Here is a 22,547-nt window from a genome sequence, read left to right as displayed (position 1 = left end):
CCAGGCGACGGCCCACGCCTTTTTGGAGCACCGCACCATGACGCTTGCAGTCCAGTTCACCAACGTTTCCCGGCAGTTCGGCGAAGTGAAAGCCGTTGACCGGGTTTCCATCGATATCCAGGACGGCGAGTTCTTTTCCATGCTCGGCCCTTCCGGCTCTGGCAAGACCACCTGCCTGCGCCTGATCGCCGGTTTCGAACAACCGAGCGCCGGCTCGATCCGCATTCACGGCGCTGAAGCGGCCGGTCTGCCGCCGTATCAACGTGATGTGAATACCGTCTTCCAGGATTACGCACTGTTCCCACACATGAACGTGCTGGACAACGTCGCCTATGGCTTGAAGGTCAAAGGCGTGAGCAAAACCGAGCGCCACAAGCGCGCCGAAGAGGCGTTGGACATGGTCGCCCTCGGTGGCTACGGCGCACGCAAACCGGTGCAGTTGTCCGGCGGTCAGCGCCAGCGTGTCGCCCTCGCCCGGGCCTTGGTCAATCGCCCACGGGTGCTGTTGCTTGATGAACCGTTGGGCGCGCTCGACCTGAAACTGCGCGAGCAGATGCAGAGCGAACTGAAGAAGCTGCAACGCCAGCTCGGCATCACTTTCATCTTCGTCACTCACGACCAGACCGAGGCGCTGTCGATGTCCGATCGCGTCGCTGTATTCAACAAGGGCCGCATCGAACAGGTCGACACCCCGCGCAATCTGTACATGAAACCCACCACCACGTTCGTCGCCGAATTCGTCGGCACCTCGAACGTGATTCGCGGCGATCTGGCCCGCCAGCTCAGCGGCCATCCGCAGCCGTTTTCGATTCGCCCCGAACACGTGCGTTTCGCCGAAGGGCCGCTCGCCAGCCATGAAATCGAAGTCAGCGGTCTGCTCCACGACATCCAGTATCAGGGCAGCGCCACGCGCTATGAACTGACGCTGGAAAACGGCCAGACCCTGAGCATCAGCCACGCCAACAATCAGTGGATCGACAGCAGCGCGCAGCACCAGCCCGGTCAGCGCCTGAGCGCACGCTGGGCGCGGGAAGCGATGATCCCGCTGCATGACACCGTCGCGAGCGGGGTCTGAAATGAGCACGCTCGCAATGACCCAGGCACCGCCGTTGCGGCGGTTTTCCAACCTGCTCTATCGCAAGCCGAATCTTTATCTGTCGCTGCTGCTGGTGCCGCCGTTGCTGTGGTTTGGCGCGATCTACCTCGGCTCGCTGCTGGTGCTGTTGTGGCAGGTTTTCTACACCTTCGACGACTTCACCATGGCGGTCACCCCTGACCTGACGCTGGCGAATTTTGCCGCGCTGTTCCAGCCGTCGAACTTCGACATCATCCTGCGCACGCTGAGCATGGCCGTCGTCGTATCGATCGCCAGCGCCATCGTCGCGTTCCCGATTGCCTACTACATGGCGCGCTACACCACGGGCAAGACCAAGGCGTTTTTCTACATCGCGGTGATGCTGCCGATGTGGGCCAGTTACATCGTCAAGGCCTACGCCTGGACGTTACTGTTGGCCAAGGGCGGCGTCGCGCAATGGTTCGTCCAGCATCTGGGACTGGAGCCGGTGTTGCAGTTCATCCTCGGCATTCCCGGGGTGGGCGGCAGTACCTTGTCGACCTCACATCTGGGACGGTTCATGGTGTTCGTCTACATCTGGCTACCGTTCATGATCCTGCCGATTCAGGCGTCGCTGGAGCGTCTGCCGCCATCGCTGTTGCAGGCTTCTGCCGACCTCGGCGCCAAGCCGCGTCAGACCTTCATGCAGGTGATCTTGCCGCTGTCGGTGCCGGGGATTGCGGCCGGTTCGATCTTTACCTTTTCCCTCACTCTGGGCGATTTCATCGTGCCGCAACTGGTCGGCCCGCCGGGCTACTTCGTCGGCAGCATGGTCTACGCCCAGCAAGGTGCGATCGGCAACATGCCGATGGCGGCGGCGTTCACGTTGGTGCCGATTGTGTTGATCGCGGTTTACCTGTCCATCGTCAAACGACTGGGGGCCTTCGATGCACTCTGAGCGCGCTTCACTGGGTCTGCGCATCGCCGCCTGGGGCGGGTTGGTGTTCCTGCACTTCCCGATCCTGATCATTTTCCTTTACGCCTTCAACACCGAGGAAGCCGCATTCAGCTTTCCGCCGAAGGGCTTCACCCTGCACTGGTTCAGCGTGGCGTTTTCACGGCCGGATGTGCTGGAGGCGATCAAGCTCTCGCTGCAGATTGCCGCCATCGCCACGTTGATCGCGATGGTGCTCGGCACGCTGGCTTCAGCCGCGTTGTACCGTCGCGATTTCTTCGGCAAGCAGGGCATTTCGCTGATGCTGATTTTGCCGATCGCCCTGCCGGGGATCATCACCGGGATCGCGCTGCTGGCGACGTTCAAGACACTGGGGATCGAGCCGGGGATGTTCACCATCATCGTCGGCCACGCGACCTTCTGCGTGGTGATCGTCTACAACAACGTCATCGCCCGTCTGCGCCGCACCTCGCACAGTTTGATCGAGGCGTCGATGGATCTTGGTGCCGACGGTTGGCAGACCTTCCGCTACATCATCCTGCCGAACCTCGGCTCGGCGTTGCTGGCCGGCGGCATGCTCGCCTTTGCGCTGTCGTTCGACGAAATCATCGTCACCACGTTCACCGCCGGGCATGAGCGCACGTTGCCGTTGTGGCTGCTCAACCAGCTCAGCCGCCCACGGGATGTGCCGGTGACCAACGTCGTCGCCATGCTGGTGATGATGGTGACCATGCTGCCGATTCTCGGCGCGTATTACCTGACCCGGGGTGGCGAGAGTGTCGCGGGCAGTGGTGGGAAATAACCGAATAACTGAAGAAACCGGATCCCTGTAGGAGTGAGCCTGCTCGCGATGACTGACTGTCATTCAACAGGGGAGTCGACTGTAAGACCGCTATCGCGAGCAGGCTCACTCCTACATTGGGAATCGGTTTCGACAGAACAATAAAAGTGTTAGCGAGGACAATGAAATGCAAACCAGACTCTTGATCAACGGCCACCTGGTCAACGGCGAAGGCCCGGCCCAACCGGTGCTCAACCCGGCGCTCGGCAGCGTACTGGTGGAGATCAACGAGGCCTCCGAGGCCCAAGTCGATGCCGCCGTGCGCGCCGCCGATAATGCGTTCGCCGAGTGGTCGCAAACCACACCGAAAGACCGTTCGCTGCTGCTGCTCAAACTCGCCGACGCCATCGAAGCCCACGGCGAGGAACTGGCGAAACTCGAATCCGACAACTGCGGTAAACCCTACAGCGCTGCATTGAACGACGAGATCCCGGCGATTGCCGACGTGTTCCGTTTCTTCGCTGGCGCCAGCCGTTGCATGAGCGGTTCGGCCGGTGGCGAATACCTGCCCGGCCACACCTCGATGATCCGCCGCGACCCGGTGGGCGTAATTGCCTCCATCGCGCCGTGGAACTACCCGTTGATGATGGTCGCCTGGAAAATCGCCCCGGCCCTCGCTGCCGGTAATACCGTGGTGCTCAAGCCGTCGGAACAAACCCCGCTGACCGCGTTGCGTCTGGCCGAACTGGCGTCGGAAATTTTCCCGGCCGGTGTACTCAATCTGGTATTCGGTCGCGGTCCTAGCGTCGGCAGCCCGTTGGTCACGCATCCTAAAGTGCGCATGGTCTCGCTGACCGGTTCCATCGCCACCGGTTCGAACATCATTTCCAGCACCGCCGACAGCGTCAAACGCATGCACATGGAACTGGGGGGCAAAGCGCCGGTGATCATCTTCGACGACGCCGACATCGATGCCGCCGTCGAAGGCATCCGCACCTTCGGTTTCTACAACGCCGGGCAGGACTGCACCGCCGCGTGCCGGATCTACGCGCAGCAAGGCATCTACGACCAGTTCGTCGAGAAGCTCGGCGCGGCGGTCAGCACAATCAAGTACGGCTTGCAGGATGATCCGTCGACCGAGCTGGGGCCGCTGATCACCGCGCAGCATCGCGACCGCGTCGCTGCTTTCGTCGAACGCGCCGTGGCGCAGTCGCACATTCGCTTGATCACCGGCGGCAAGGCTGTGGAAGGCAACGGTTTCTTCTTCGAACCGACGGTGCTGGCCGACGCGCAACAGGATGACGAGATCGTCCGCCGCGAAGTGTTCGGGCCGGTGGTGTCAGTAACCAAGTTCACCGATGAAGCGCAGGCGCTGGAGTGGGCCAACGACTCCGACTACGGCCTGGCGTCCTCGGTGTGGACGGCGGATGTCGGACGCGCGCATCGCTTGTCCGCGCGATTGCAGTACGGCTGCACCTGGGTCAACACCCACTTCATGCTCGTCAGCGAAATGCCCCATGGCGGTCAGAAATTGTCCGGCTACGGCAAGGACATGTCCATGTACGGACTGGAGGACTACACCACGGTTCGGCATGTGATGTTCAAGCACTAAAAGCATCGCTGGCAAGCCAGCTCCCACAAGGTTCGGTGCAGCTCTTGTGGGAGCGGGCTTGCTCGCGAAGGCGTCACCTCGGTTTCAGGAAGGAAACCGGCATTACGCACCACCAGGATCCCAAAACAATAACTACCGACCCGGGCGGTGCCCACAAAGCCCCGCCACGGCCTCGGCCATCCGAAATCTGCCGATTTCACGGAGCAAACACCCATGAGTGCCTCACCCGAATTCTCGGCCGCCATTGCCGACAGCGATGCCGAACAACTGCGCAAACTCGGCTACACCTCGAACTTCAATCGCAGCATGAGCCTGTGGGAAAACTTCGCTTTGGGCTTCACTTATCTGTCACCGGTCGTAGGGGTTTATACCCTGTTCGGTCTGTGCCTCGCCGCTGGCGGCCCGCCGATGTTCTGGGCTTACCTGCTGGTCGGTTGCGGCCAACTGCTGGTGTGCCTGATCTTCGGCGAAGTGGTTTCGCAGTTCCCGATTTCCGGTGGCGTTTATCCGTGGGCGCGGCGTCTGGTCGGCAAGAAATGGGCGTGGATGGTCGGCTGGATCTACTCCATCGCCCTGTGCGTGACCATTGCTGCGGTGGCTGTCGGTGCCGGCCCGTATCTGGCGGCGATGCTCGGATTTGAGCCAAGCAACAACACCAACATCGTCATCGCGCTGGTGCTGACCTTGTTCGCCACGCTGGTCAATCTGAGCGGCACCAAAGTGCTGGCGCGTATCGCCATGTTCGGCTTCCTCTGCGAACTGATCGGTGCGGTGATCGTTGGCGTGTACCTGCTGATCTTCGAACGTCATCAGCCGATTAGCGTGCTGTTCAACACCTTCGACATCCGCGTCGACGGCTCGTACCTGCCGGCGTTCCTCACCGCTTCGCTGGCGGGGATGTTCCTCTACTACGGCTTCGAGGCCTGCGGCGACGTTGCCGAAGAAACCCCGAACCCCAGCGCAAAAATCCCGGTGGCCATGCGCATGACCATCTACATCGGCGGCATCGCGGCGATGTTCGCCTGCCTGGCGCTGATCCTCGCCGTGCCGGACATGCAAGCGGTGATCAACGGCACCGACAAGGACCCGGTCACCACCATCCTCAACAACGCCTTCGGCCCGGTCGGCTCGAAAGTGGTGATGGGCGTGGTAATGATTTCCTTCATCTCCTGCGTCATCAGCCTGCAGGCTGCGGCGAGTCGTCTGCTGTATTCCTACGCTCGCGACGAAATGGTCATCGGCAGCCGACTGCTGAAAAAGATTTCTCCTACCACTCAGGTGCCGGTTGCCGCGCTGTTCGTGTCCGGCGTCCTGCCCGCCCTGATCATCGCCCTCGGCTTCTTCCTGCAAGACGCCGTGGCCACCATCGTCAGCTTCGCCGCCATCGGCATCTACCTCGCGTTCCAGATGATCGTGCTGGCCGCTTTGTACGCGCGGATGAAAGGCTGGAAACCCAGCGGCAAATTCACCCTCGGCGCCTGGGGCTGGCCGGTAAACATCGGCGCGCTGGTGTATGGCGTCGGCGCGATCATCAACATGGCCTGGCCACGTACGCCGGATGCGGCGTGGTATGTGAACTATGCGATGGTGTTAAGCACGGTGATCGTGATTGGGTTGGGGCTGGTTTACATGTGGATCGGCAAGCCGTATGACCATGGGAAGGCGCCGGCTGGGGATGCTTGGAAGGTGAGTCGCTAAGAAGAATCACCCCGGAATCGAGATTTGATTCCGGGGTCTCCTCGAAGCACTGTCATCAATTCATCAGTACGCCATTTGATATCGGCTTTACCTCTAACAGCTTCGAAGCGATCCAGATCGATCACCTTTCTCTTTTTACCCTTCGCTTCATCTTTGCTCACAGAATTGCTTCTCCCTTTTCCCGATTGCTAACTCATAAAGGAAAATCTTCGGTGCAGGGATGGTTTAGCAGCGGAATCTAAAAAAACAGGCATTTCCTACAGCTAAAGCCTGCCTGAAAAAGCCCCATTTCCTACGATGTGGGGCGAAAGGGTAGACTTGTCGCCGCAAGCGCCTGACCGATAGGCTTTATCCCGTCGCTGTTCATTCAGCGACCCGGGGTCGAAGCCGGAAACTGTCAACGCGGTGCTTGCATGCCCTCCATTGAATTGTGGCTGTTTCGCAGCTTCAGTTTTGCTTTATGGCGGGCCGTGTGGCGCGGGCCTTCTGGCTTTTCCGTGTTTGACTGGAAGTATCCCGACTTCGAACGCCATACGGTTCGCCACCCAACTTGTCGAAGAGTTGATGGCGACTTTCCTACTCAAATCGGAAGTCACTACATGTCTGCACAAATCCAAAACTCATCGTCGACCCACTTCACCCCCACCGTCTTCACCCGCCACAACCGCTTCCTCCACGCATTCATGCAAGACCACGAAGCCTGGTTCTGCGTGCAAGATCTCGGTCGCTTGATGGGTTACCCCCTGAACGAACGCCTTACCCTGAAACTCGATCCCGACCAGCGTCGCCATGTCCTCCTGCGTCGGGACGGCGAAATCATCGATTGCGCGATGGTCAGCGAGTCCGGCCTGTTCGCCCTGCTCGTCCATCACTTCGTCCCGGAAAACCGACACCTGCGCCAATGGCTGAGCCATGAAGTCATCCCGATGCTGCGCGAAACTCAATCAAGCCCTGTGGAAAACCACCCGAGCTTGAGCTCAATGCATTGGGCAGGCGTTACGTGCCGTTGCTGCACTGGCAACAGCAGGCGTGGGTCAAATGGCGGGATGTGCCGGAGTTGATGCGCGGCCAGCGGCCGTATCCAGTCCTGGGAACGTGTAGCTGATCCAAATAAAAAAGGGCGGACCTTTCAGTCCGCCCCTTTTTATTTCCACTCAAAACCGCGAAACACTGCGCATCGCATCCACCAGATACCGCATCGCTATCCGGTCACTCTCCGACAACTCGCGATAACGCTCCACCAGCTTCAGCTCTTCAGAACTCAATCGACGCCTTCTGCGGCCGCTGCCGAGGCAGGGAAAGATGCCGAGCATTTCGGCGATACCTTGTATTTTTGCCATGGACGATGTCCTTCAATACTTCAAAGAATTGCTAAACCACCACATCGCCCTGCCCCTTACAGCAGCGCCGTGTGCCCTACCGGTCAGCACCGGTCATGCCCATAGAATAGAAATTAAATCGGCGCTGAAAAGCGGTTTTTAGAGTAATTAGTCGAAAAAAGCAGATATGCCGCATAAATCAGAACGCCCTGTCAGATTTTTAACCGACATGTCTTGTTTCATTGACACTCTGTCACTGTGAATCAACGAATTTTGCTCGGCGAGCGAACCGTTTAAGCTAGCCGGCATCTGTTTATAGTCCGTTGCGTTTGGCCGAAGGCTTGTCCGAACCGTTATTTCTGATCCAGCACGTGCCAGGAAAGGCGCGGGATTGCTCACGACAGGTTGTATTTATGCACCGCAGGAATTTGCTCAAAGCGTCGATGGCCATTGCGGCTTACACCGGTCTCTCGGCTTCCGGCCTGCTGGCCGCCCGTGCCTGGGCCGCCAATGGTGGCGCTGCCGATGGTGAAGCACAGGCCTTCGATTTCGAAGCGCTCAAGCGCCAGGCCAAGCAACTGGCCGGCTCGGCCTATCAGGACAGCAAACAGGTGCTGCCGCCAACGCTGGCGACCATGACCCCGCAGAACTTCAACGCGATCCGCTACGACGGCGATCATTCGTTGTGGAAAGAAAACAAGGGTCAGCTGGACGTGCAGTTCTTCCACGTCGGTATGGGTTTCCGCCAGCCGGTGCGCATGTACAGCGTCGATCCGAAGACCCGCACCGCCCGCGAAGTGCATTTCCGCCCGACGCTGTTCAACTACGAGAACACCTCAGTCGACACCCAGCAGCTCAAGGGTGACCTGGGGTTTGCCGGCTTCAAGCTGTTCAAGGCGCCGGAGCTGGATCGCCATGACGTGGTGTCGTTCCTCGGCGCCAGTTATTTCCGCGCGGTGGACGCCACTGGCCAATATGGCCTCTCGGCCCGTGGTCTGGCCGTCGACACCTACGCGAAAAAGCGCGAAGAATTCCCTGACTTCACCAAATTCTGGTTCGAGACCCCGGATCAGAACGCCACGCGTTTTGTGGTCTATGCGCTGCTCGACTCGCCGAGCGCCACCGGTGCCTACCGCTTCGACATCGATTGCCAGGCCGAGCGCGTGGTGATGGAGATCGATGCCCATATCAACGCGCGTACCGCCATCGAACAACTGGGCATCGCACCGATGACCAGCATGTTCAGCTGCGGCACCCACGAACGCCGCATGTGCGACACCATCCACCCGCAGATTCACGACTCCGATCGCCTGGCGATGTGGCGCGGCAACGGCGAGTGGATCTGTCGCCCGCTGAACAACCCGGCGACCCTGCAGTTCAACGCGTTCGCCGATACCGATCCGAAAGGCTTCGGTCTGGTGCAGACCGACCACGAGTTCGCCAACTATCAGGACACCGTTGACTGGTACAGCAAGCGCCCGAGCCTGTGGGTTGAACCGACCACCGCGTGGGGCGAAGGCTCGATCGATCTGCTGGAAATTCCGACCACCGGCGAAACCCTCGACAACATCGTCGCGTTCTGGACCCCGAAGAAGCCAGTGGCTGCCGGCGACTCGCTGAACTATGGCTACAAGCTCTACTGGAGCGCCCTGCCACCGGTCGGCACGCCGCTGGCGCGAGTGCATGCGACCCGGTCGGGTATGGGTGGTTTCGTCGAAGGCTGGGCACCAGGCGAGCATTACCCGCCGGTCTGGGCCCGTCGTTTTGCCGTGGACTTCACCGGTGGTGGCCTGGATCGCCTGCCGCAGGGCACCGGGATCGAACCGGTGGTCACCTGCTCCAACGGCAAGGTGCAGGACTTCAGCGTGCTGGTGCTCGATGACATCAAGGGTTACCGGATCCTGTTCGACTGGTACCCGACCAGCGACAGCGTCGACCCGGTGGAACTGCGCCTGTTCATCCGCACCAATGACCGCACATTGAGCGAGACCTGGCTGTACCAGTACTTCCCGCCGGCGCCGGACAAGCGCAAATATCCTTGATGATTTGAGGCGCCTGTAAGGGCCTCTTCGCGAGCATGCCCGCTTCCACCCTGGATCCCGGTCGATCACACAGTTTGCGACCGACACAGAACCAGGGTGGGAGCGGGCTTGCTCGCGAATGCGTCAGAACATTCAACATCGGATATTGAAGAAACTGCGTCAGGTCAGTGGGCAATACAGATGAATGTCTCTGGGTTCTTGATCAAACAACTCTGGATCCGCCTGATCAACCAACCGGCAACCCTGTCTCTGATAAAACTCCACAGTGTTGCGCGATTCAGTCGCTGAAACATACAACGCCTCGGCACCGAATCGCCGGCCCTGCTCGCAGGCCAGCGCAAACAACTTCGCCCCCAGCCCTTGCCCGCGGTAATCACGGCTGATGTGCAGAAACTTCAACTGGCGCATGCTCAACCCCTGATTGTGAATAACCCGGTTATCCACAACCACCGCCGCGACCAGCGCCTGCCCATCGAAAACCCCGTACAACCAGCCACCGCGCCGCAAGCACTTCTCCAGCGCCAGCGCGTTTTCCTCAGCTTCGCCTTCCGGCCAGCCACGCATATCGAAATGCACCGGATACAGAATCAGCTCACCTTTTTCCAGCCGATAACATTCCTCCACCAGCTCGCTGCGGTCGATCTGCGCCAGCAACGGCAAGTCGTGTTCGGTCAGTTCTCGCTCGATCAACATGCTCGACTTCCTTGGCAAATGGCAGGCAAGAAAAAACCCGCCGGTTCAATGGCGGGTTTATAGACGTTGCGCCGGTTTGAAATCAATCGCGCAGATCGGATTCGTGAATCGGCTGATCACGATGGGTCGCGCGCTGATACTGCGCCGGCCATACCGCTTTGCGCCCACCCAGATCATCGTCGGCATGCAGCGGCCAGTACGGGTCACGCAGCAGCTCGCGGGCGAGGAAGATGATGTCGGCCTGACAGGTGCGCAGAATGTGCTCGGCCTGCGCCGGCTCGGTAATCATGCCGACGGTGCCGGTGGCGATGCCCGACTCCTTACGCACCCGTTCGGCGAAGCGCGTCTGATAACCCGGCCCCACCGGAATCTCGGCGTTGGCGGCGGTACCACCGGAGGAGACGTCGATCAGGTCCGCTCCCAGTGCCTTGAGGCGGCGCGCCAGTTCCACGGTTTCATCCGGGTTCCAGCCGTCTTCCACCCAGTCGGTGGCCGAAACCCGGACAAACACCGGCAACTCTTGTGGCCAGACCTCGCGCACGGCCTCGGTGACTTGCAACACCAGCCGAATACGGTTTTCGAACGAACCACCGTATTGATCGCGGCGCTGATTGCTCAATGGCGACAGAAACTGATGCAGCAGATAACCATGGGCGGCATGCACCTCGACCACGCTGAAACCTGCGGTCAACGCACGTCTGGCCGCAGCAACGAAGGCCTGGATGACTTCGGCGATTTGCCCTTCATCCAGCTGCTTGGGTTGCGTGTGTTGCGGGTCGAAGGCAATCGGTGACGGCCCGACCGGAATCCAGCCGCCATCCTCCGGTTTGACGCTGCCGTGTTTGCCGATCCATGGCCGATGGGTGCTGGCCTTGCGCCCGGCGTGGGCCAGTTGAATGCCGGCGACAGCGCCCTGAGCCGTAATGAAACGGGTGATGCGTTGCAGCGGTTCGATCTGTTCGTCGTTCCACAAACCGAGGTCTTCAGCGGTGATTCGCCCGTCGGCGGTGACCGCCGTGGCCTCGGTAAAAATCAGGCCGGCACCGCCCACTGCGCGGCTGCCCAGGTGCACCAGATGCCAGTCGTTGGCCAGACCGTCGACGCTGGAGTATTGGCACATCGGCGAGACGGCGATGCGGTTGGGCAGGGTCAGTTGGCGAAGGGTAAAGGGTTCGAGCAGCAGACTCATGGGGCACCTCTCAAATCAGTGGGCAGGCTCCAGGGTTCTGTTTGAAAAGTCGACGAGTGACAGGAAAAGGTGCAGCACCCGCCCCCGCGGGCAAAACATTCGACAAGACGTCACAAGGCCAATCAAGCAGTGCTTAGAGCCTAGTCGACAACCGGGGATGAGGGAGGGTTCAGAGTGATTCAGTGTGTGAAAGGGTGCTTTCGCGAGCAGGCTCGCTCCCACATTTTGGAATGCATATCCCTGTGGGAGCGGGCTTGCTCGCGAATGGCGTCAGCGCGGTTCGATGTGGGCAATCATCAGTTGCACCGTCTCGTTGCCCCGAAATTCGTTGACGTCGAGTTTGTAGGCCAGCTCGACCCACTGAATGGTCGGGTTCGGCCAGACATCACGGTCGATACCGAAAGCGATGCCATCCAGCTTCACCGACCCGCACTCGCTTTTCAGCACCACTTTCAGGTGCCGCTCGCCGACCACCCGCTGCTCGACCAACTGGAACACGCCGTGGAACAGCGGCTCCGGAAAGTGCTGGCCCCAAGGCCCGGCATGGCGCAGGGCGCGGGCCAGTTCCAAATGGAATTCCTCGACCGCCAGCGTGCCATCCGAAAGCATGCGCCCGGTCAGGTCTTCCTCACGAAGTTGCCGACGCACTTCGGCATCGAAAGCCTCGGCGAACAGCGGAAAATTCTCTTGCGGCAAGGTCAGACCGGCCGCCATCGCGTGGCCACCGTACTTGGCAATCAGGTTCGGATGCTGCGCCGCAACCACGCTCAAAGCATCGCGAATGTGGAAACCCTGCACCGAACGCCCCGAGCCCTTGAGCAAACCGTCACCGGCATCGGCGAAGGCGATGGTCGGACGGAAATAACGTTCTTTCATCCGCGAGGCAAGAATGCCGATCACTCCCTGATGCCACTCGGGATCGAACAGGCACAGGCCAAACGGCATCGATTCCACCGGCAAGTCCTTGAGCTGCGCCAGCGCCTCACGCTGCATGCCCTGCTCGATGGATTTGCGATCCTGGTTCATGCCGTCCAGTTGCGCGGCCATTTCCCGCGCCAGATTGGCATCGGAGGTGAGCAGGCATTCAATGCCGAGGCTCATGTCATCCAGGCGCCCCGCCGCATTCAGGCGCGGGCCGACGATGAAACCCAGGTCGGTGGAGGTAATCCGCGCCGCGTCACGCTTGGCCACTTCAAGAATCGCCTTGATCCCCGGTCGTGCGCGCCCGGCGCGAATCCGCTCAAGGCCCTGATGCACCAGAATCCGGTTGTTGGCGTCCAGCGGCACCACGTCGGCAACGCTGCCCAGCGCCACCAGATCCAGCAGTTCGCCGATGTTCGGCTGCGGCTTGCTCTCGTACCAGCCGAGGCTGCGCAGGCGCGCGCGCAAGGCCATCAACACGTAGAAAATCACCCCGACCCCGGCCAGCGCCTTGCTCGGAAACTCGCAGCCGGGCTGGTTCGGGTTGACCAGCGCATCGGCCAGCGGCAGTTCATCGCCGGGCAAGTGGTGGTCGGTGATCAACACCTTGAGCCCGGCCTTTTTCGCCGCCGCCACACCTTCGACGCTGGAGATGCCGTTGTCGACAGTGATCAACAACTGCGGCTCGCACGCCAGGGCAACCTCGACGATTTCCGGGGTCAGGCCATAGCCGTATTCGAAGCGATTCGGCACCAGATAATCGACATGCGCCGCGCCCAGCAGACGCAAGCCAAGCACGCCGACCGTACTGGCCGTCGCGCCATCGGCGTCAAAGTCACCGACGATCAGAATCCGCTGACGCTGCTCCAGCGCCGTCACCAGCAGATCCACCGCTGCCTCGATGCCCTTGAGCTGCTGGAACGGAATCAGCCGCGCCAGACTTTTATCCAGCTCCGCCTCGGACTGCACACCCCGTGCCGCGTACAATCGGGTCAGCAAAGGTGGCAGGTCACCGAGAAACGGCAGCGTGGCAGGCAACGGTCGAGGATCAATACGCATGGGCTAACGGAAACTTCTCTTGAATACGTGGGATTAATCAGTAAGCGGCGCAGGATCAGCCGCGTTCACCGGCCAGCCATTCCAGCTGGACTTCGTGCTGACCACGGTCGTCAGTGACGAAGATCGTGCCTTCGCTGATCATCACGTCCCACTTGATGACGCGCGGCATGTCCTTGGCCAGGGTTTCCAGTACTTCCTGCGGCACGGCGGCGATGTTGACGTTTTTCAGGTTCTTCGCCACCGGCACCACTTTGCCTTCCCACACGCGCAGACTGCCATAGGCCAGCAGGCTGGTGCGTTCGGTGCGACGCGAGCACCAGGTCAGGCGATCAGCGTCTGGCTGGCCGACTTCGATCCAGTGCAGAACGCGGTCATCCAGGCTTTTTTCCCACAGCGCAGGTTCATCCACGTCCGACAGACCACGGCCAAACGACAACTGCTCGTTGTACCAGAGGGCGTAGGCCAGCAGCCGCACGGTCATGCGCTCTTCGGTTTCCGAAGGGTGACGGGCGATGGTCTGCTTGACGCTCTCGTAGACGCTGCGGTCGAGGTCAGTGAGGTTCAGTTCGAATTTGTACGTGGTAGACGGCTGGGCCATGAACGGGCTTCTTGATACGAGGAAAGTCGGCAAGTCTAACCGATGCCGTAGGCAATCATCGAATTGATGGCGATCAACCTGCGGCGTCTGACAGCCGGCTATGTTAAAACGCTGTATCCGCTCAGCCTTGTCCTACAGGATTCAGTATGCCGTTCGCCAACAAACCGCTCAGCAGTGTGAAAGTCATTGAATTGGGTACGTTGATTGCCGGGCCGTTTGCCTCGCGCATTTGCGGCGAGTTCGGCGCCGAAGTGATCAAGATCGAATCGCCCGACGGCGGTGATCCGCTGCGCAAGTGGCGCAAATTGTATGAAGGCACCTCGCTGTGGTGGTTCGTCCAGGCGCGCAACAAGAAGTCGCTGACCCTGAACCTCAAGCATCCGGAAGGCCTGGCGATCCTGAAAAAACTGCTGGGCGAAGCCGACATCCTGATCGAAAACTTTCGCCCCGGCGTGCTGGAAAAACTCGGGCTGAGCTGGGAAACCCTGCATGCGCTGAACCCGAAACTGGTGATGGTGCGCCTCTCGGGTTTCGGCCAGACCGGGCCGATGAAGGATCAACCGGGTTTCGGCGCGGTCGGCGAGTCCATGGGCGGTTTGCGCTACATCACCGGCTTCGAAGACCGGCCACCGGTGCGCACCGGGATCTCCATCGGTGACTCGATTGCCGCTTTGTGGGGCGTGATCGGCGCGCTGATGGCGCTGCGTCATCGTGAGGTCAACGGCGGTCTCGGCCAGGTGGTCGATGTCGCGTTGTACGAGGCGATTTTCGCCATGATGGAAAGCATGGTGCCGGAGTTCGACGTGTTCGGCTTCATCCGCGAGCGCACCGGCAACATCATGCCGGGCATCACGCCGTCATCGATCCACACCAGCGCCGACGGCAAGCATGTGCAGATCGGCGCCAATGGTGACGCGATCTTCAAGCGCTTCATGCTGATCATCGGCCGCGAGGATCTGGCCAACGACCCGACATTGGCGAGCAACGACGGGCGCGACAGTCGCCGCGACGAGTTGTATGGCGTGATCGACCGCTGGGTCAATTCGCTGCCGCTGCAAAGCGTGCTCGACCTGCTCAATCAGGCAGAAGTACCGGCCAGCCGGATCTTCAGTGCCGAGGACATGTTCAGCGATCCGCAGTACCTCGCCCGGGAGATGTTCCTGCAGGCGAAACTGCCGGACGGCAAGCCTTTCAAGATGCCGGGCATCGTGCCGAAACTCTCCGAGACACCGGGTACTTCCGAATGGGTCGGGCCGCAGCTCGGTGAACACAATGCGCAGGTACTGCACGATCTTGGCTACGACGAACAGCAGATCGCCCGGTTGCGCGCAGACGGAGCTATCTAAGCTGAAACATCGGCAGACATCGGACGCCAACCGCGCCCACCACTGGTGGACGTGGCGGCTGTTCGGCCTGTTGTTTCTGCTCGCCCTGCCCACCTGGGCGCAAGCGAAACCCACGCTGGTCTGGCTGTTGCGCGACCTGCCGCCGCTGACCATCTTCGAAGGCCCGAAAAAGGGCCAGGGTGTGATCGATCAACTGATGCCGATGCTGATCGCCGGCATGCCGCAATACGAACACACGCTGATGCGGGTCAATCGCGCCCGTGGCATGCAGATGCTGCACGAGCCGTCCTTCACCTGCGATCCGTCGCTGATCTGGAGCAAGGAGCGCACGCAATGGATCACTTTCTCTATCCCGGCGTTTCGCGCTGTCAGTAATGGTCTGGTGGTGCGTCAGAAAGATCGCGACGTACTGGCGCCGTACCTGATCGACGGTGAAGTCGATCTGCCGGCATTTCTGGCCAATGGCGAGATCAAGGTCGGAGTTGTCGCGGAACGCAGTTACGGCGAGTATCTCGACAGTCTGCTCAAGCAGGCTCCCGGCGGTGCGTTGACGCCGCATTATGGCAACGACGCCCTGAGCAGCCTGCTGTCGATGCAGCGCCTGGGGCGTCTGCAAGTGGTGCTGGGTTACTGGCCGGAGATCCGCTATCAGGCGCAGCAGGCGCAAATTGCCGAAGACGAACTGGTGTTCTTTCCGATTCGCGGCACCGGCAAGTATCTGTCTGGCTTTGTCGGGTGTTCCGATACTTCTCAGGGCCGTCAGGCGATCAGTGAGATCAACCAACTGCTGCGTACCCTGCCCCACGAGCAACTGAACCAGTCGTATGCCGACTGGCTGGACCCTGAAATGCGCACGGATTACCTGCAACAGGCGCGGATTTTTTTCGAGCAACAGGCCACGCAGTAAAACCTGCGGGCAAAAAGAAACCCCGAGCAGTGGGGAGACAACTCGGGGTTAAACGCGGTCTGCTTAAAGACCCGTAGCAGCAAGCGACAAGCACCGGAGCACAATGCTTGATCCTGCTGTTACGGGGTCTGACTGACGGGGATGCAGGAAGGTTCCCACAAAAAATATTTCATCTTTACAGGGCCGCACGCTTATCCAGCGCCGCATTGCGCAATGCCGCAATCACACAGGGCTCCAGCCGCCCTTCGGCGATCAGGACGTCACGGTGCAAACCGTCAACCACATCTGTCAGCAGGCGTTTGTCGCTCAACTGCGCCTGATTGAATTCGCGCTCCACCACGAGGGCGCCGTTGCTGTTCTTCAGCGTCACCAGGCATTCGCCATGGGCGCCACACGGAGTCAACGTCACCTGATACGGGCTCAGAGCCTCACCGAGCAATAGACTGATACTTTCCATCTCGATCTCCACTCAATAGTCCGAAAACATTGTGCCTGGGGCGTGTTCACAATAAATGACCACCGGCCCGAGAAGAAAGTTCTGAATACCGCGCTGCTCCCGGAGCAGTTAGCGGTCTGTCAGAGCATGCACGGTGAAGATGACAGAAACATAACCATCGGCTCAAGCCCCCGCCGGATGAGCTGCCGCTTGCAGGTAGCTGTCCAGCAGCCCGCGCATCAGCACTGCCGAGACCGGCGTTTGCAAACGCCCCAGGAGTTTCAGCTCCTGCTGGTGCAGCAGGCTTTCGAGATCACTCAGCAGGCCGGGTGCCACACGCCCCAGCAGGATAAGCGCCCGCGCTTCCCGCCCGGCCACCAGATGACGGATCAGCGCCAGGCCCTCTCCGCCGCGCAGTTGCGGATCGCAAATCGCTATGTCGACCCGGGTGCGGCGCTCCAGCGAGCACTTTGCGGACGCCAGCGACGACGCTGTCAGCACGTCGTAGATACCGACCGCATTGAGCATCTGGTGCAACGCCATCATTCGATAAGGATCGGGTTCGAGAATCAGTACTTTGAGCGAGCGCATGGACGACCTCTGAAACGGCAATCGCGGACTCGTCCGCAGTTGCTGCCCACTTTAGGGCAGCCTCCTTCAGTCCCCCATCGGAAAAGGAAGCGCGTGATATAGGAAATTTCCCTATATCAATGCGGATGTCCCGTCGTTGCCGCATCACGCCGGGTGATATCCGTCCACCCGCCGAGCAGGCCTCGCAACTCCCCACTGGCACAGTAAAACGGCACCGTCCATTGATAGATGTCGCGATTACCCTGCTTGAATTGCAGGCGACGTCTGCTGAAGCGGGTTCGGCGGGTTCTCAGCTGAATCATGAACTCCTCATGCAGCATGCCGGCGGTGGCACGCGGCAGGGCATCGACGTCGATCAAGCGACACCCCTGCACCTGCTCAAAGCGGATCGACAACGCCTCTTCGTAGCTTTTGTTACAGAGGATCAGACGCCCTTCCAGGTCGCGAACGAACACCGGGTCAGGCATGGCGTCTATCAGCGCGCGCTGGAAGACCAATTGATCACCGAGTTGGCTTTGCACGTCTCGATGCTGTTTGATCAGCGCCGCCATTCGCCGATGCCATAACAGCGACAACCCACAAAAAGCCCCCACCACAAACACACCCCAGTAGCCCAAACGCGACCAGTGTTGCCAGCCCGCAGCAGCTGGTTTCGGCCCGATGCCGCCCAGCCAGTTCAGGCGAATGGCCCGCAGTTCGGAAGCCGGGAACGCTTCAAGCGCCTTGTTCAGGATGCTCAGCAATTGCGGCTGACCCTTGCGCACGGCCAGAAGATCCGCCTCCCATTTTCCCTCCAGCAATTCGCCAACCTTCAGCAAGCCTGAGGGATAGAGCTGCGCACCGATTTCGTTTTCGATGGTGGCATAGGCCTCACCGCTTTCGACCAGCGCCCGTGCCTCGGCATAGGTTTTCACCGAACGTAATTCGATGGACGGATAATCGCGTCGGATCACCCCCTCCAGCGCGTGCCGACCCGGCAATACCAGCACCCGTTTGGCCAACTGCTCCAGCGATTGCACTCCAGGCTCGCCGGCGCGGCCGACAAATACCCAACCGGCACCGCCAAAGGCATGACTGAAATCCAGACTCAAACGGCGCTCATCATTCATCGCCAGGGTCGTGCTCATGTCTGCGGCACCGGTTTCCAGGCGCTCGAGCATCTGCGCGGTGGAAAACGACTCCCGGTAAACGAATTGCAACCCGGTCATGGCACTGATGCGTTTGAGCACGTCGTTGTTCAAGCCGCTCCAATGACCATGCTCATCCAGAAACAGGTACAACGGGTACTGCTCCGCCGCCACGATCACCGTCGGGTTATCGCGAACCCATTGCCGCTCGGCTTCACTCAGCACAACGGTGCCGATGTTCAACTGCTCTTCATCATGCGCCAGATGCGCCGCAACGCCCACGCGCCAGCCAACCAACAGGCACAACAGAAAAACCCGCTTCAGGGCGTGTTTCCATCCTCTTTCAAACAGCATTGCCACTTCCTTCGTGATCGACTCACCCGTCCTTCATGGGCGAAAACCCGAGCAGTGTGGCAGCAGAAACAAAAAAGCCCGTCAGGAGACGGGCTTCAAAATGTGACAGCTTTTTCGGCTTACAGCGGCTTGCCGCGGTTGCCGTGCTGGCTGACAAAGGCCTGTACGGCTTTCAGCTCGTTTGGCAGAACGGTGCAGCGCTCGTTTCGCTCAAACAAATCAGAAAGATGTGCAGGCAGTTCGAGAGCTTTTCCTACACCCGCTTTCTCCACGGCATCCGGGAATTTCACCGGATGTGCGGTACCCAGGATCACCATCGGGATGTCCAGGCTGCGGCGGCATTCGCGCGCGGCCTTGACGCCGATGGCGGTGTGCGGGTCCAGCACTTCGCCGCATTGCGCGTAGACTTCGGCGATGGTTTCGCAGGTTTGCGCGTCATCCACGGCCAGCGAGTCGAACAGCTTGCGGGCTTCGGTCCAGCGCTCTTGCTCGACGCTGAAACCACCGCCCTGCTTGAACGAATCCATCAGCCCGGCAATCGCCGCGCCGTTGCGACCGTGCAGGTCGAACAGCAGGCGTTCGAAGTTCGACGAAACCATGATGTCCATCGACGGCGACAGCGTGGCGTGCAGGGTTTCCTTGACGTACTGGTTGCCGCTCATGAAGCGGTGCAGGATGTCGTTGCGGTTGGTTGCGACGATCAACTGGTTGATCGGCAGGCCCATGTTGCGCGCCAGGTAACCGGCGAAGATGTCGCCGAAGTTGCCGGTCGGCACCGAGAACGCCACCGAACGCGCCGGGCCGCCCAGCTGCAGGGCTGCGTGGAAGTAGTAGACGATCTGGGCCATGATCCGCGCCCAGTTGATCGAGTTCACAGCTACCAGGCGCGTGCCCTTGAGGAAGCTCTGGTCAGCGAAGCTGTTCTTGACCATTTCCTGGCAGTCATCGAAGTTACCTTCGATGGCGATGTTGTGGATGTTCTCGCCGACAATCGTCGTCATCTGCCGACGCTGCACTTCGGACACGCGGTTGTGCGGGTGCAGGATGAAGATGTCGACGTTTTCGCAGTGCTTGCAGCCTTCGATGGCGGCCGAACCGGTGTCACCCGAGGTGGCACCGACGATGACCACGCGCTCGCCGCGCTTTTCCAGCACGTAATCGAGCAGACGACCGAGCAGTTGCAGGGCGAAATCCTTGAACGCCAGGGTCGGGCCGTGGAACAGCTCGAGCACCCACTCGTTGCCGTTGAGCTGACGCAGCGGCGCAACGGCGCTGTGCGAGAACACACCGTAGGTTTCTTCGAGGATCTTTTTGAAATCGGCGTCCGGGATGCTGCCGGTGACGAACGGGCGCATGACCCGGAAAGCCAGCTCGTGATACGGCAGACCGGCCCAGGAAGCGATTTCTTCCTGGGTGAAACGTGGCAGGTTTTCCGGGACGTACAGACCGCCGTCGGTGGCCAGACCGGCCAGCAGGACGTCTTCGAAATTCAGGGCCGGTGCCTGGCCGCGGGTACTGATGTAACGCATGACTGACTCCAATGGAGAGTGTGCACAACAGTGGCCCCTTTCACGGGGCCATTGCAGGACAACGACTTAGTTCAGGTGCTCGACGCGGATCCGTACAACCGGACCATTCACGCCGGCCAGGGCTTCGAGGGCAGCGATCGCATCGTTGATACGCTGCTCGACCACGCGGTGGGTCAGCAGGATCATCGGAACCAGACCGTCGTGTTCCTCGACTTCCTTCTGCATGATCGACTCGATGTTGATGCCGCGCTCCGAGAGGATGCTCGCCACCTGAGCCAGTACGCCCGGATGGTCCTTGGCCTGGATGCGCAGGTAGTAGGCGCTTTCGCAGGCTTCGATCGGCAGGATCGGATGCGCCGACAGCGAGTCGGGCTGGAAGGCCAGGTGCGGCACGCGGTTTTCCGGATCGGACGTCATGGCGCGAACCACGTCCACCAGGTCGGCGATCACCGACGAAGCGGTCGGCTCCATGCCGGCACCGGCGCCGTAGAACAGCGTCGAACCGGCAGCGTCACCGTTGACCATCACGGCGTTCATCACGCCGTTGACGTTGGCAATCAGACGATCGGCCGGGATCAGCGTCGGGTGTACGCGCAGCTCGATGCCGGCAGCGGTGCTGCGCGCCACACCGAGGTGCTTGATGCGGTAGCCCAGCGCCTCGGCGTAGTTCACGTCAGCGGTGGTCAGCTTGGTGATGCCTTCGGTGTAGGCCTTGTCGAATTGCAGCGGAATGCCGAACGCGATGGAAGCCAGAATCGTCAGTTTGTGCGCGGCGTCGATGCCTTCTACGTCGAAGGTCGGATCGGCTTCGGCGTAGCCCAGCGCTTGCGCTTCGGCCAGCACGTCTTCGAAGGTGCGACCCTTCTCGCGCATTTCGGTGAGGATGAAGTTACCGGTGCCGTTGATGATCCCGGCGACCCAGTTGATGCGGTTGGCGGACAGGCCTTCACGGATCGCCTTGATCACCGGAATGCCACCGGCCACGGCCGCTTCGAACGCCACGATCACGCCTTTCTCGCGTGCCTTGGCGAAAATCTCATTACCGTGAACGGCGATCAGTGCCTTGTTCGCGGTGACCACATGCTTGCCATTCTCGATGGCCTTGAGTACCAGCTCGCGGGCAACGGTGTAGCCGCCCATCAGCTCTATGACGATGTCGATCTCAGGGTTCGTGGCCACTTCGAAGACATCGTTGGTAATCGCAATACCGGTCGTCTGGAACTGAGGCTTTGGCGTGCGCATGGCAATTTGTGCCACTTCGATCCCACGCCCGGCACGACGAGCAATTTCCTCGGCGTTGCGCTGAAGTACGTTGAAGGTACCGCCACCGACGGTCCCTAACCCACAGATGCCTACTTTGACCGGATTCACTGTGAACTCCCCATGAAACGGCCGACGCAAGGTCGGCCGGAAAACAACCGCGTGTTCGCGGCTCTCTATTAATGGCCCGGCGATGTTGCTGCCGGACCATGATCGTCAACGGCGGACCGTGACGATGCGAATTACTTGGCGCCCAGCGCCAGTTTGGCGACTTGTGGCGCCGGCTGGTAGCCCGGAATGACTTGTCCGTCAGCCAAAACGATGGCCGGTGTGCCGTTCACGCCAATCGACTGACCCAAAGCGAACTGTTTGGAAACCGGGTTCGCGCACTTGGCGGCCTTGATTTCCTTGCCATCGACCATTTTGTCCATGGCGGCTTTCTTGTCGGTCGAGCACCACACGGCTTGCAGTTGCTCGTCACCCGGAGAGCCGAGGCCCTGACGCGGGAACGCCACGTAACGCACTTCGATGCCGCGCTTGTTCAGCTCAGGCACTTCGGCGTGCAGCTTGTGGCAGTACGGGCAGGTGGTGTCGGTGAACACGGTGATGTGCGATTTGGTTTCGCCCACCGCCGGATACACCACGGTTTCGGCAACTGGAATGGCATTGATCAGTTTGGAGATGCCCAGGCGTTCGGTCTTCTCGGTCAGGTTGACCGGTTTGCCGTCCTTGAGCTGGAACAGGTAGCCCTGAACGATGTACTGGCCGTCGGCGCTGGCGTACAGCACGCGGCTGCCCTTGAGCTTGACTTCATACATGCCCGGCAACGGGCTGGCGCTGATGCTTTCTACCGGAACCTCGAGTTCGAGTTTTTCCAGGCTTTGACGAATGGCTTTGTCGGCCGCGTCATCGGCGACGGCAAAGGTGCTGACCAACGCAATGGCTGCGGCGGCGAAAATCTGGGTCAGACGCATGAGAACTCCTGAAGGCGGACAAATGAAACGGTCAGAACGCCCGTGCCGGAACACCGGGTCATAACCGTCCATCGTGCAAACCGGCAAAGCCTACCACATAAG

20 protein-coding genes and 1 pseudogene are annotated in these 22,547 nt (G+C 60.4%); 9 read left to right on the top strand and 12 right to left on the bottom strand.

The window, feature by feature from the left end; genetic code table 11:
* Positions 1 to 37 precede the first annotated feature (37 nt).
* The 5 genes from V3W27_RS07465 (at position 38) to V3W27_RS07445 (ending at position 6,100) form a co-directional block, all read left to right on the top strand.
* Positions 38 to 1,075: an ABC transporter ATP-binding protein gene (locus tag V3W27_RS07465; protein ID WP_150370346.1), complete on the top strand. Its 1,038-nt coding sequence runs from the start codon at positions 38 to 40 to the stop codon at positions 1,073 to 1,075.
* Position 1,076: 1 nt separating this feature from the next.
* Positions 1,077 to 2,012: an ABC transporter permease gene (locus V3W27_RS07460; protein ID WP_330206320.1), complete on the top strand. Its 936-nt coding sequence runs from the start codon at positions 1,077 to 1,079 to the stop codon at positions 2,010 to 2,012.
* Positions 2,002 to 2,811 (top strand): ABC transporter permease, encoded by an 810-nt coding sequence (locus tag V3W27_RS07455; RefSeq protein ID WP_003222021.1) that lies wholly within the window; start codon positions 2,002 to 2,004, stop codon positions 2,809 to 2,811. Before V3W27_RS07460 ends, V3W27_RS07455 begins: the two co-directional genes overlap by 11 nt.
* 166 nt (positions 2,812 to 2,977) lie before the next feature.
* Complete coding sequence (locus tag V3W27_RS07450; RefSeq protein WP_330206319.1) at positions 2,978 to 4,402, top strand: gamma-aminobutyraldehyde dehydrogenase; 1,425 nt, start codon at positions 2,978 to 2,980, stop codon at positions 4,400 to 4,402.
* Positions 4,403 to 4,615: 213 nt separating this feature from the next.
* Complete coding sequence (locus tag V3W27_RS07445; RefSeq protein WP_330206318.1) at positions 4,616 to 6,100, top strand: APC family permease; 1,485 nt, start codon at positions 4,616 to 4,618, stop codon at positions 6,098 to 6,100.
* Here V3W27_RS07445 and V3W27_RS07440 read toward each other — a convergent pair.
* On the bottom strand, positions 6,097 to 6,261 hold the full coding sequence (locus V3W27_RS07440) for a hypothetical protein (RefSeq protein WP_160056119.1): 165 nt from the start codon (positions 6,259 to 6,261) through the stop codon (positions 6,097 to 6,099). The two genes, V3W27_RS07445 and V3W27_RS07440, sit on opposite strands and share 4 nt — an antisense overlap.
* Before the next feature lie 438 nt (positions 6,262 to 6,699).
* On the opposite strand from V3W27_RS07440, the pseudogene V3W27_RS07435 reads away from it, so the two are divergent.
* Positions 6,700 to 7,205, top strand: a pseudogene (locus tag V3W27_RS07435) (BRO-N domain-containing protein).
* 49 nt (positions 7,206 to 7,254) lie between these two features.
* Here V3W27_RS07435 and V3W27_RS07430 read toward each other — a convergent pair.
* A complete protein-coding gene (locus V3W27_RS07430; RefSeq protein ID WP_003222012.1) occupies positions 7,255 to 7,440 on the bottom strand; it encodes a hypothetical protein in 186 nt (61 codons plus the stop codon).
* Positions 7,441 to 7,832: 392 nt separating this feature from the next.
* Here V3W27_RS07430 and V3W27_RS07425 point away from each other — a divergent pair, with 392 nt between their 5' ends.
* Complete coding sequence (locus tag V3W27_RS07425) at positions 7,833 to 9,461, top strand: glucan biosynthesis protein D (protein WP_139053775.1); 1,629 nt, start codon at positions 7,833 to 7,835, stop codon at positions 9,459 to 9,461.
* 159 nt (positions 9,462 to 9,620) lie between these two features.
* On the opposite strand, the gene V3W27_RS07420 is transcribed toward V3W27_RS07425, so the two are convergent.
* From V3W27_RS07420 to V3W27_RS07405, 4 genes are all read right to left on the bottom strand, one after another.
* Positions 9,621 to 10,154, bottom strand: coding sequence for a GNAT family N-acetyltransferase (locus V3W27_RS07420; RefSeq protein ID WP_330206317.1), 534 nt, complete (start codon positions 10,152 to 10,154; stop codon positions 9,621 to 9,623).
* Positions 10,155 to 10,236: 82 nt separating this feature from the next.
* Positions 10,237 to 11,343, bottom strand: a complete 1,107-nt coding sequence (locus V3W27_RS07415; protein WP_330206316.1) for an NADH:flavin oxidoreductase/NADH oxidase — start codon at positions 11,341 to 11,343, stop codon at positions 10,237 to 10,239.
* A 270-nt stretch (positions 11,344 to 11,613) separates the two neighbouring features.
* A complete protein-coding gene (recJ, locus tag V3W27_RS07410) occupies positions 11,614 to 13,323 on the bottom strand; it encodes a single-stranded-DNA-specific exonuclease RecJ (protein ID WP_330206315.1) in 1,710 nt (569 codons plus the stop codon).
* A 55-nt stretch (positions 13,324 to 13,378) separates the two neighbouring features.
* On the bottom strand, positions 13,379 to 13,921 hold the full coding sequence (locus V3W27_RS07405; protein WP_330206314.1) for a YaeQ family protein: 543 nt from the start codon (positions 13,919 to 13,921) through the stop codon (positions 13,379 to 13,381).
* A gap of 146 nt (positions 13,922 to 14,067) precedes the next feature.
* On the opposite strand from V3W27_RS07405, the gene V3W27_RS07400 reads away from it, so the two are divergent.
* Together V3W27_RS07400 and V3W27_RS07395 are read left to right on the top strand one after the other, a co-directional pair.
* Positions 14,068 to 15,267, top strand: coding sequence for a CaiB/BaiF CoA transferase family protein (locus V3W27_RS07400; RefSeq protein WP_330206313.1), 1,200 nt, complete (start codon positions 14,068 to 14,070; stop codon positions 15,265 to 15,267).
* A complete protein-coding gene (locus tag V3W27_RS07395) occupies positions 15,215 to 16,174 on the top strand; it encodes a TIGR02285 family protein (protein ID WP_330206312.1) in 960 nt (319 codons plus the stop codon). Before V3W27_RS07400 ends, V3W27_RS07395 begins: the two co-directional genes overlap by 53 nt.
* Positions 16,175 to 16,349: 175 nt before the next feature.
* On the opposite strand, the gene V3W27_RS07390 is transcribed toward V3W27_RS07395, so the two are convergent.
* From V3W27_RS07390 to dsbC, 6 genes are all read right to left on the bottom strand, one after another.
* A complete protein-coding gene (locus V3W27_RS07390; RefSeq protein ID WP_027610974.1) occupies positions 16,350 to 16,631 on the bottom strand; it encodes a DUF3509 domain-containing protein in 282 nt (93 codons plus the stop codon).
* Positions 16,632 to 16,793: 162 nt separating this feature from the next.
* Positions 16,794 to 17,201, bottom strand: a complete 408-nt coding sequence (locus tag V3W27_RS07385) for a DNA-binding protein (RefSeq protein ID WP_330206311.1) — start codon at positions 17,199 to 17,201, stop codon at positions 16,794 to 16,796.
* A 116-nt stretch (positions 17,202 to 17,317) separates the two neighbouring features.
* Positions 17,318 to 18,682, bottom strand: coding sequence for a transporter substrate-binding domain-containing protein (locus V3W27_RS07380; protein ID WP_103368453.1), 1,365 nt, complete (start codon positions 18,680 to 18,682; stop codon positions 17,318 to 17,320).
* 119 nt (positions 18,683 to 18,801) lie between these two features.
* Positions 18,802 to 20,211: a threonine synthase gene (gene thrC / locus V3W27_RS07375; RefSeq protein ID WP_027610971.1), complete on the bottom strand. Its 1,410-nt coding sequence runs from the start codon at positions 20,209 to 20,211 to the stop codon at positions 18,802 to 18,804.
* A gap of 66 nt (positions 20,212 to 20,277) precedes the next feature.
* A complete protein-coding gene (locus tag V3W27_RS07370) occupies positions 20,278 to 21,582 on the bottom strand; it encodes a homoserine dehydrogenase (protein WP_007908972.1) in 1,305 nt (434 codons plus the stop codon).
* A 131-nt stretch (positions 21,583 to 21,713) separates the two neighbouring features.
* Positions 21,714 to 22,445, bottom strand: coding sequence for a bifunctional protein-disulfide isomerase/oxidoreductase DsbC (dsbC, locus tag V3W27_RS07365; protein WP_007967782.1), 732 nt, complete (start codon positions 22,443 to 22,445; stop codon positions 21,714 to 21,716).
* Positions 22,446 to 22,547 lie beyond the last annotated feature (102 nt).

The organism is Pseudomonas sp. AM14(2022), assembly GCF_036346455.1.
Classification (GTDB): domain Bacteria; phylum Pseudomonadota; class Gammaproteobacteria; order Pseudomonadales; family Pseudomonadaceae; genus Aquipseudomonas; species Aquipseudomonas putida_A.
The sequence above is the reverse complement of the archived record's forward strand: the minus strand, read 5'-3'. Positions and strand labels throughout refer to the sequence as shown.

Bases quoted from the DNA above. Each gene is read 5' to 3' on its own strand.
- V3W27_RS07415 (WP_330206316.1), bottom strand. From the start codon at position 11,343: ATGAGTCTGCTGCTCGAACCCTTTACCCTTCGCCAACTGACCCTGCCC.
- dsbC (WP_007967782.1), bottom strand. From the start codon at position 22,445: ATGCGTCTGACCCAGATTTTCGCCGCCGCAGCCATTGCGTTGGTCAGC.
- V3W27_RS07405 (WP_330206314.1), bottom strand. From the start codon at position 13,921: ATGGCCCAGCCGTCTACCACGTACAAATTCGAACTGAACCTCACTGAC.
- V3W27_RS07430 (WP_003222012.1), bottom strand. From the start codon at position 7,440: ATGGCAAAAATACAAGGTATCGCCGAAATGCTCGGCATCTTTCCCTGC.
- V3W27_RS07390 (WP_027610974.1), bottom strand. From the start codon at position 16,631: ATGGAAAGTATCAGTCTATTGCTCGGTGAGGCTCTGAGCCCGTATCAG.
- V3W27_RS07450 (WP_330206319.1), top strand. From the start codon at position 2,978: ATGCAAACCAGACTCTTGATCAACGGCCACCTGGTCAACGGCGAAGGC.
- V3W27_RS07455 (WP_003222021.1), top strand. From the start codon at position 2,002: ATGCACTCTGAGCGCGCTTCACTGGGTCTGCGCATCGCCGCCTGGGGC.
- V3W27_RS07420 (WP_330206317.1), bottom strand. From the start codon at position 10,154: ATGTTGATCGAGCGAGAACTGACCGAACACGACTTGCCGTTGCTGGCG.
- V3W27_RS07445 (WP_330206318.1), top strand. From the start codon at position 4,616: ATGAGTGCCTCACCCGAATTCTCGGCCGCCATTGCCGACAGCGATGCC.
- V3W27_RS07400 (WP_330206313.1), top strand. From the start codon at position 14,068: ATGCCGTTCGCCAACAAACCGCTCAGCAGTGTGAAAGTCATTGAATTG.
- V3W27_RS07465 (WP_150370346.1), top strand. From the start codon at position 38: ATGACGCTTGCAGTCCAGTTCACCAACGTTTCCCGGCAGTTCGGCGAA.
- thrC (WP_027610971.1), bottom strand. From the start codon at position 20,211: ATGCGTTACATCAGTACCCGCGGCCAGGCACCGGCCCTGAATTTCGAA.
- V3W27_RS07380 (WP_103368453.1), bottom strand. From the start codon at position 18,682: ATGCTGTTTGAAAGAGGATGGAAACACGCCCTGAAGCGGGTTTTTCTG.
- V3W27_RS07385 (WP_330206311.1), bottom strand. From the start codon at position 17,201: ATGCGCTCGCTCAAAGTACTGATTCTCGAACCCGATCCTTATCGAATG.
- recJ (WP_330206315.1), bottom strand. From the start codon at position 13,323: ATGCGTATTGATCCTCGACCGTTGCCTGCCACGCTGCCGTTTCTCGGT.
- V3W27_RS07460 (WP_330206320.1), top strand. From the start codon at position 1,077: ATGAGCACGCTCGCAATGACCCAGGCACCGCCGTTGCGGCGGTTTTCC.
- V3W27_RS07425 (WP_139053775.1), top strand. From the start codon at position 7,833: ATGCACCGCAGGAATTTGCTCAAAGCGTCGATGGCCATTGCGGCTTAC.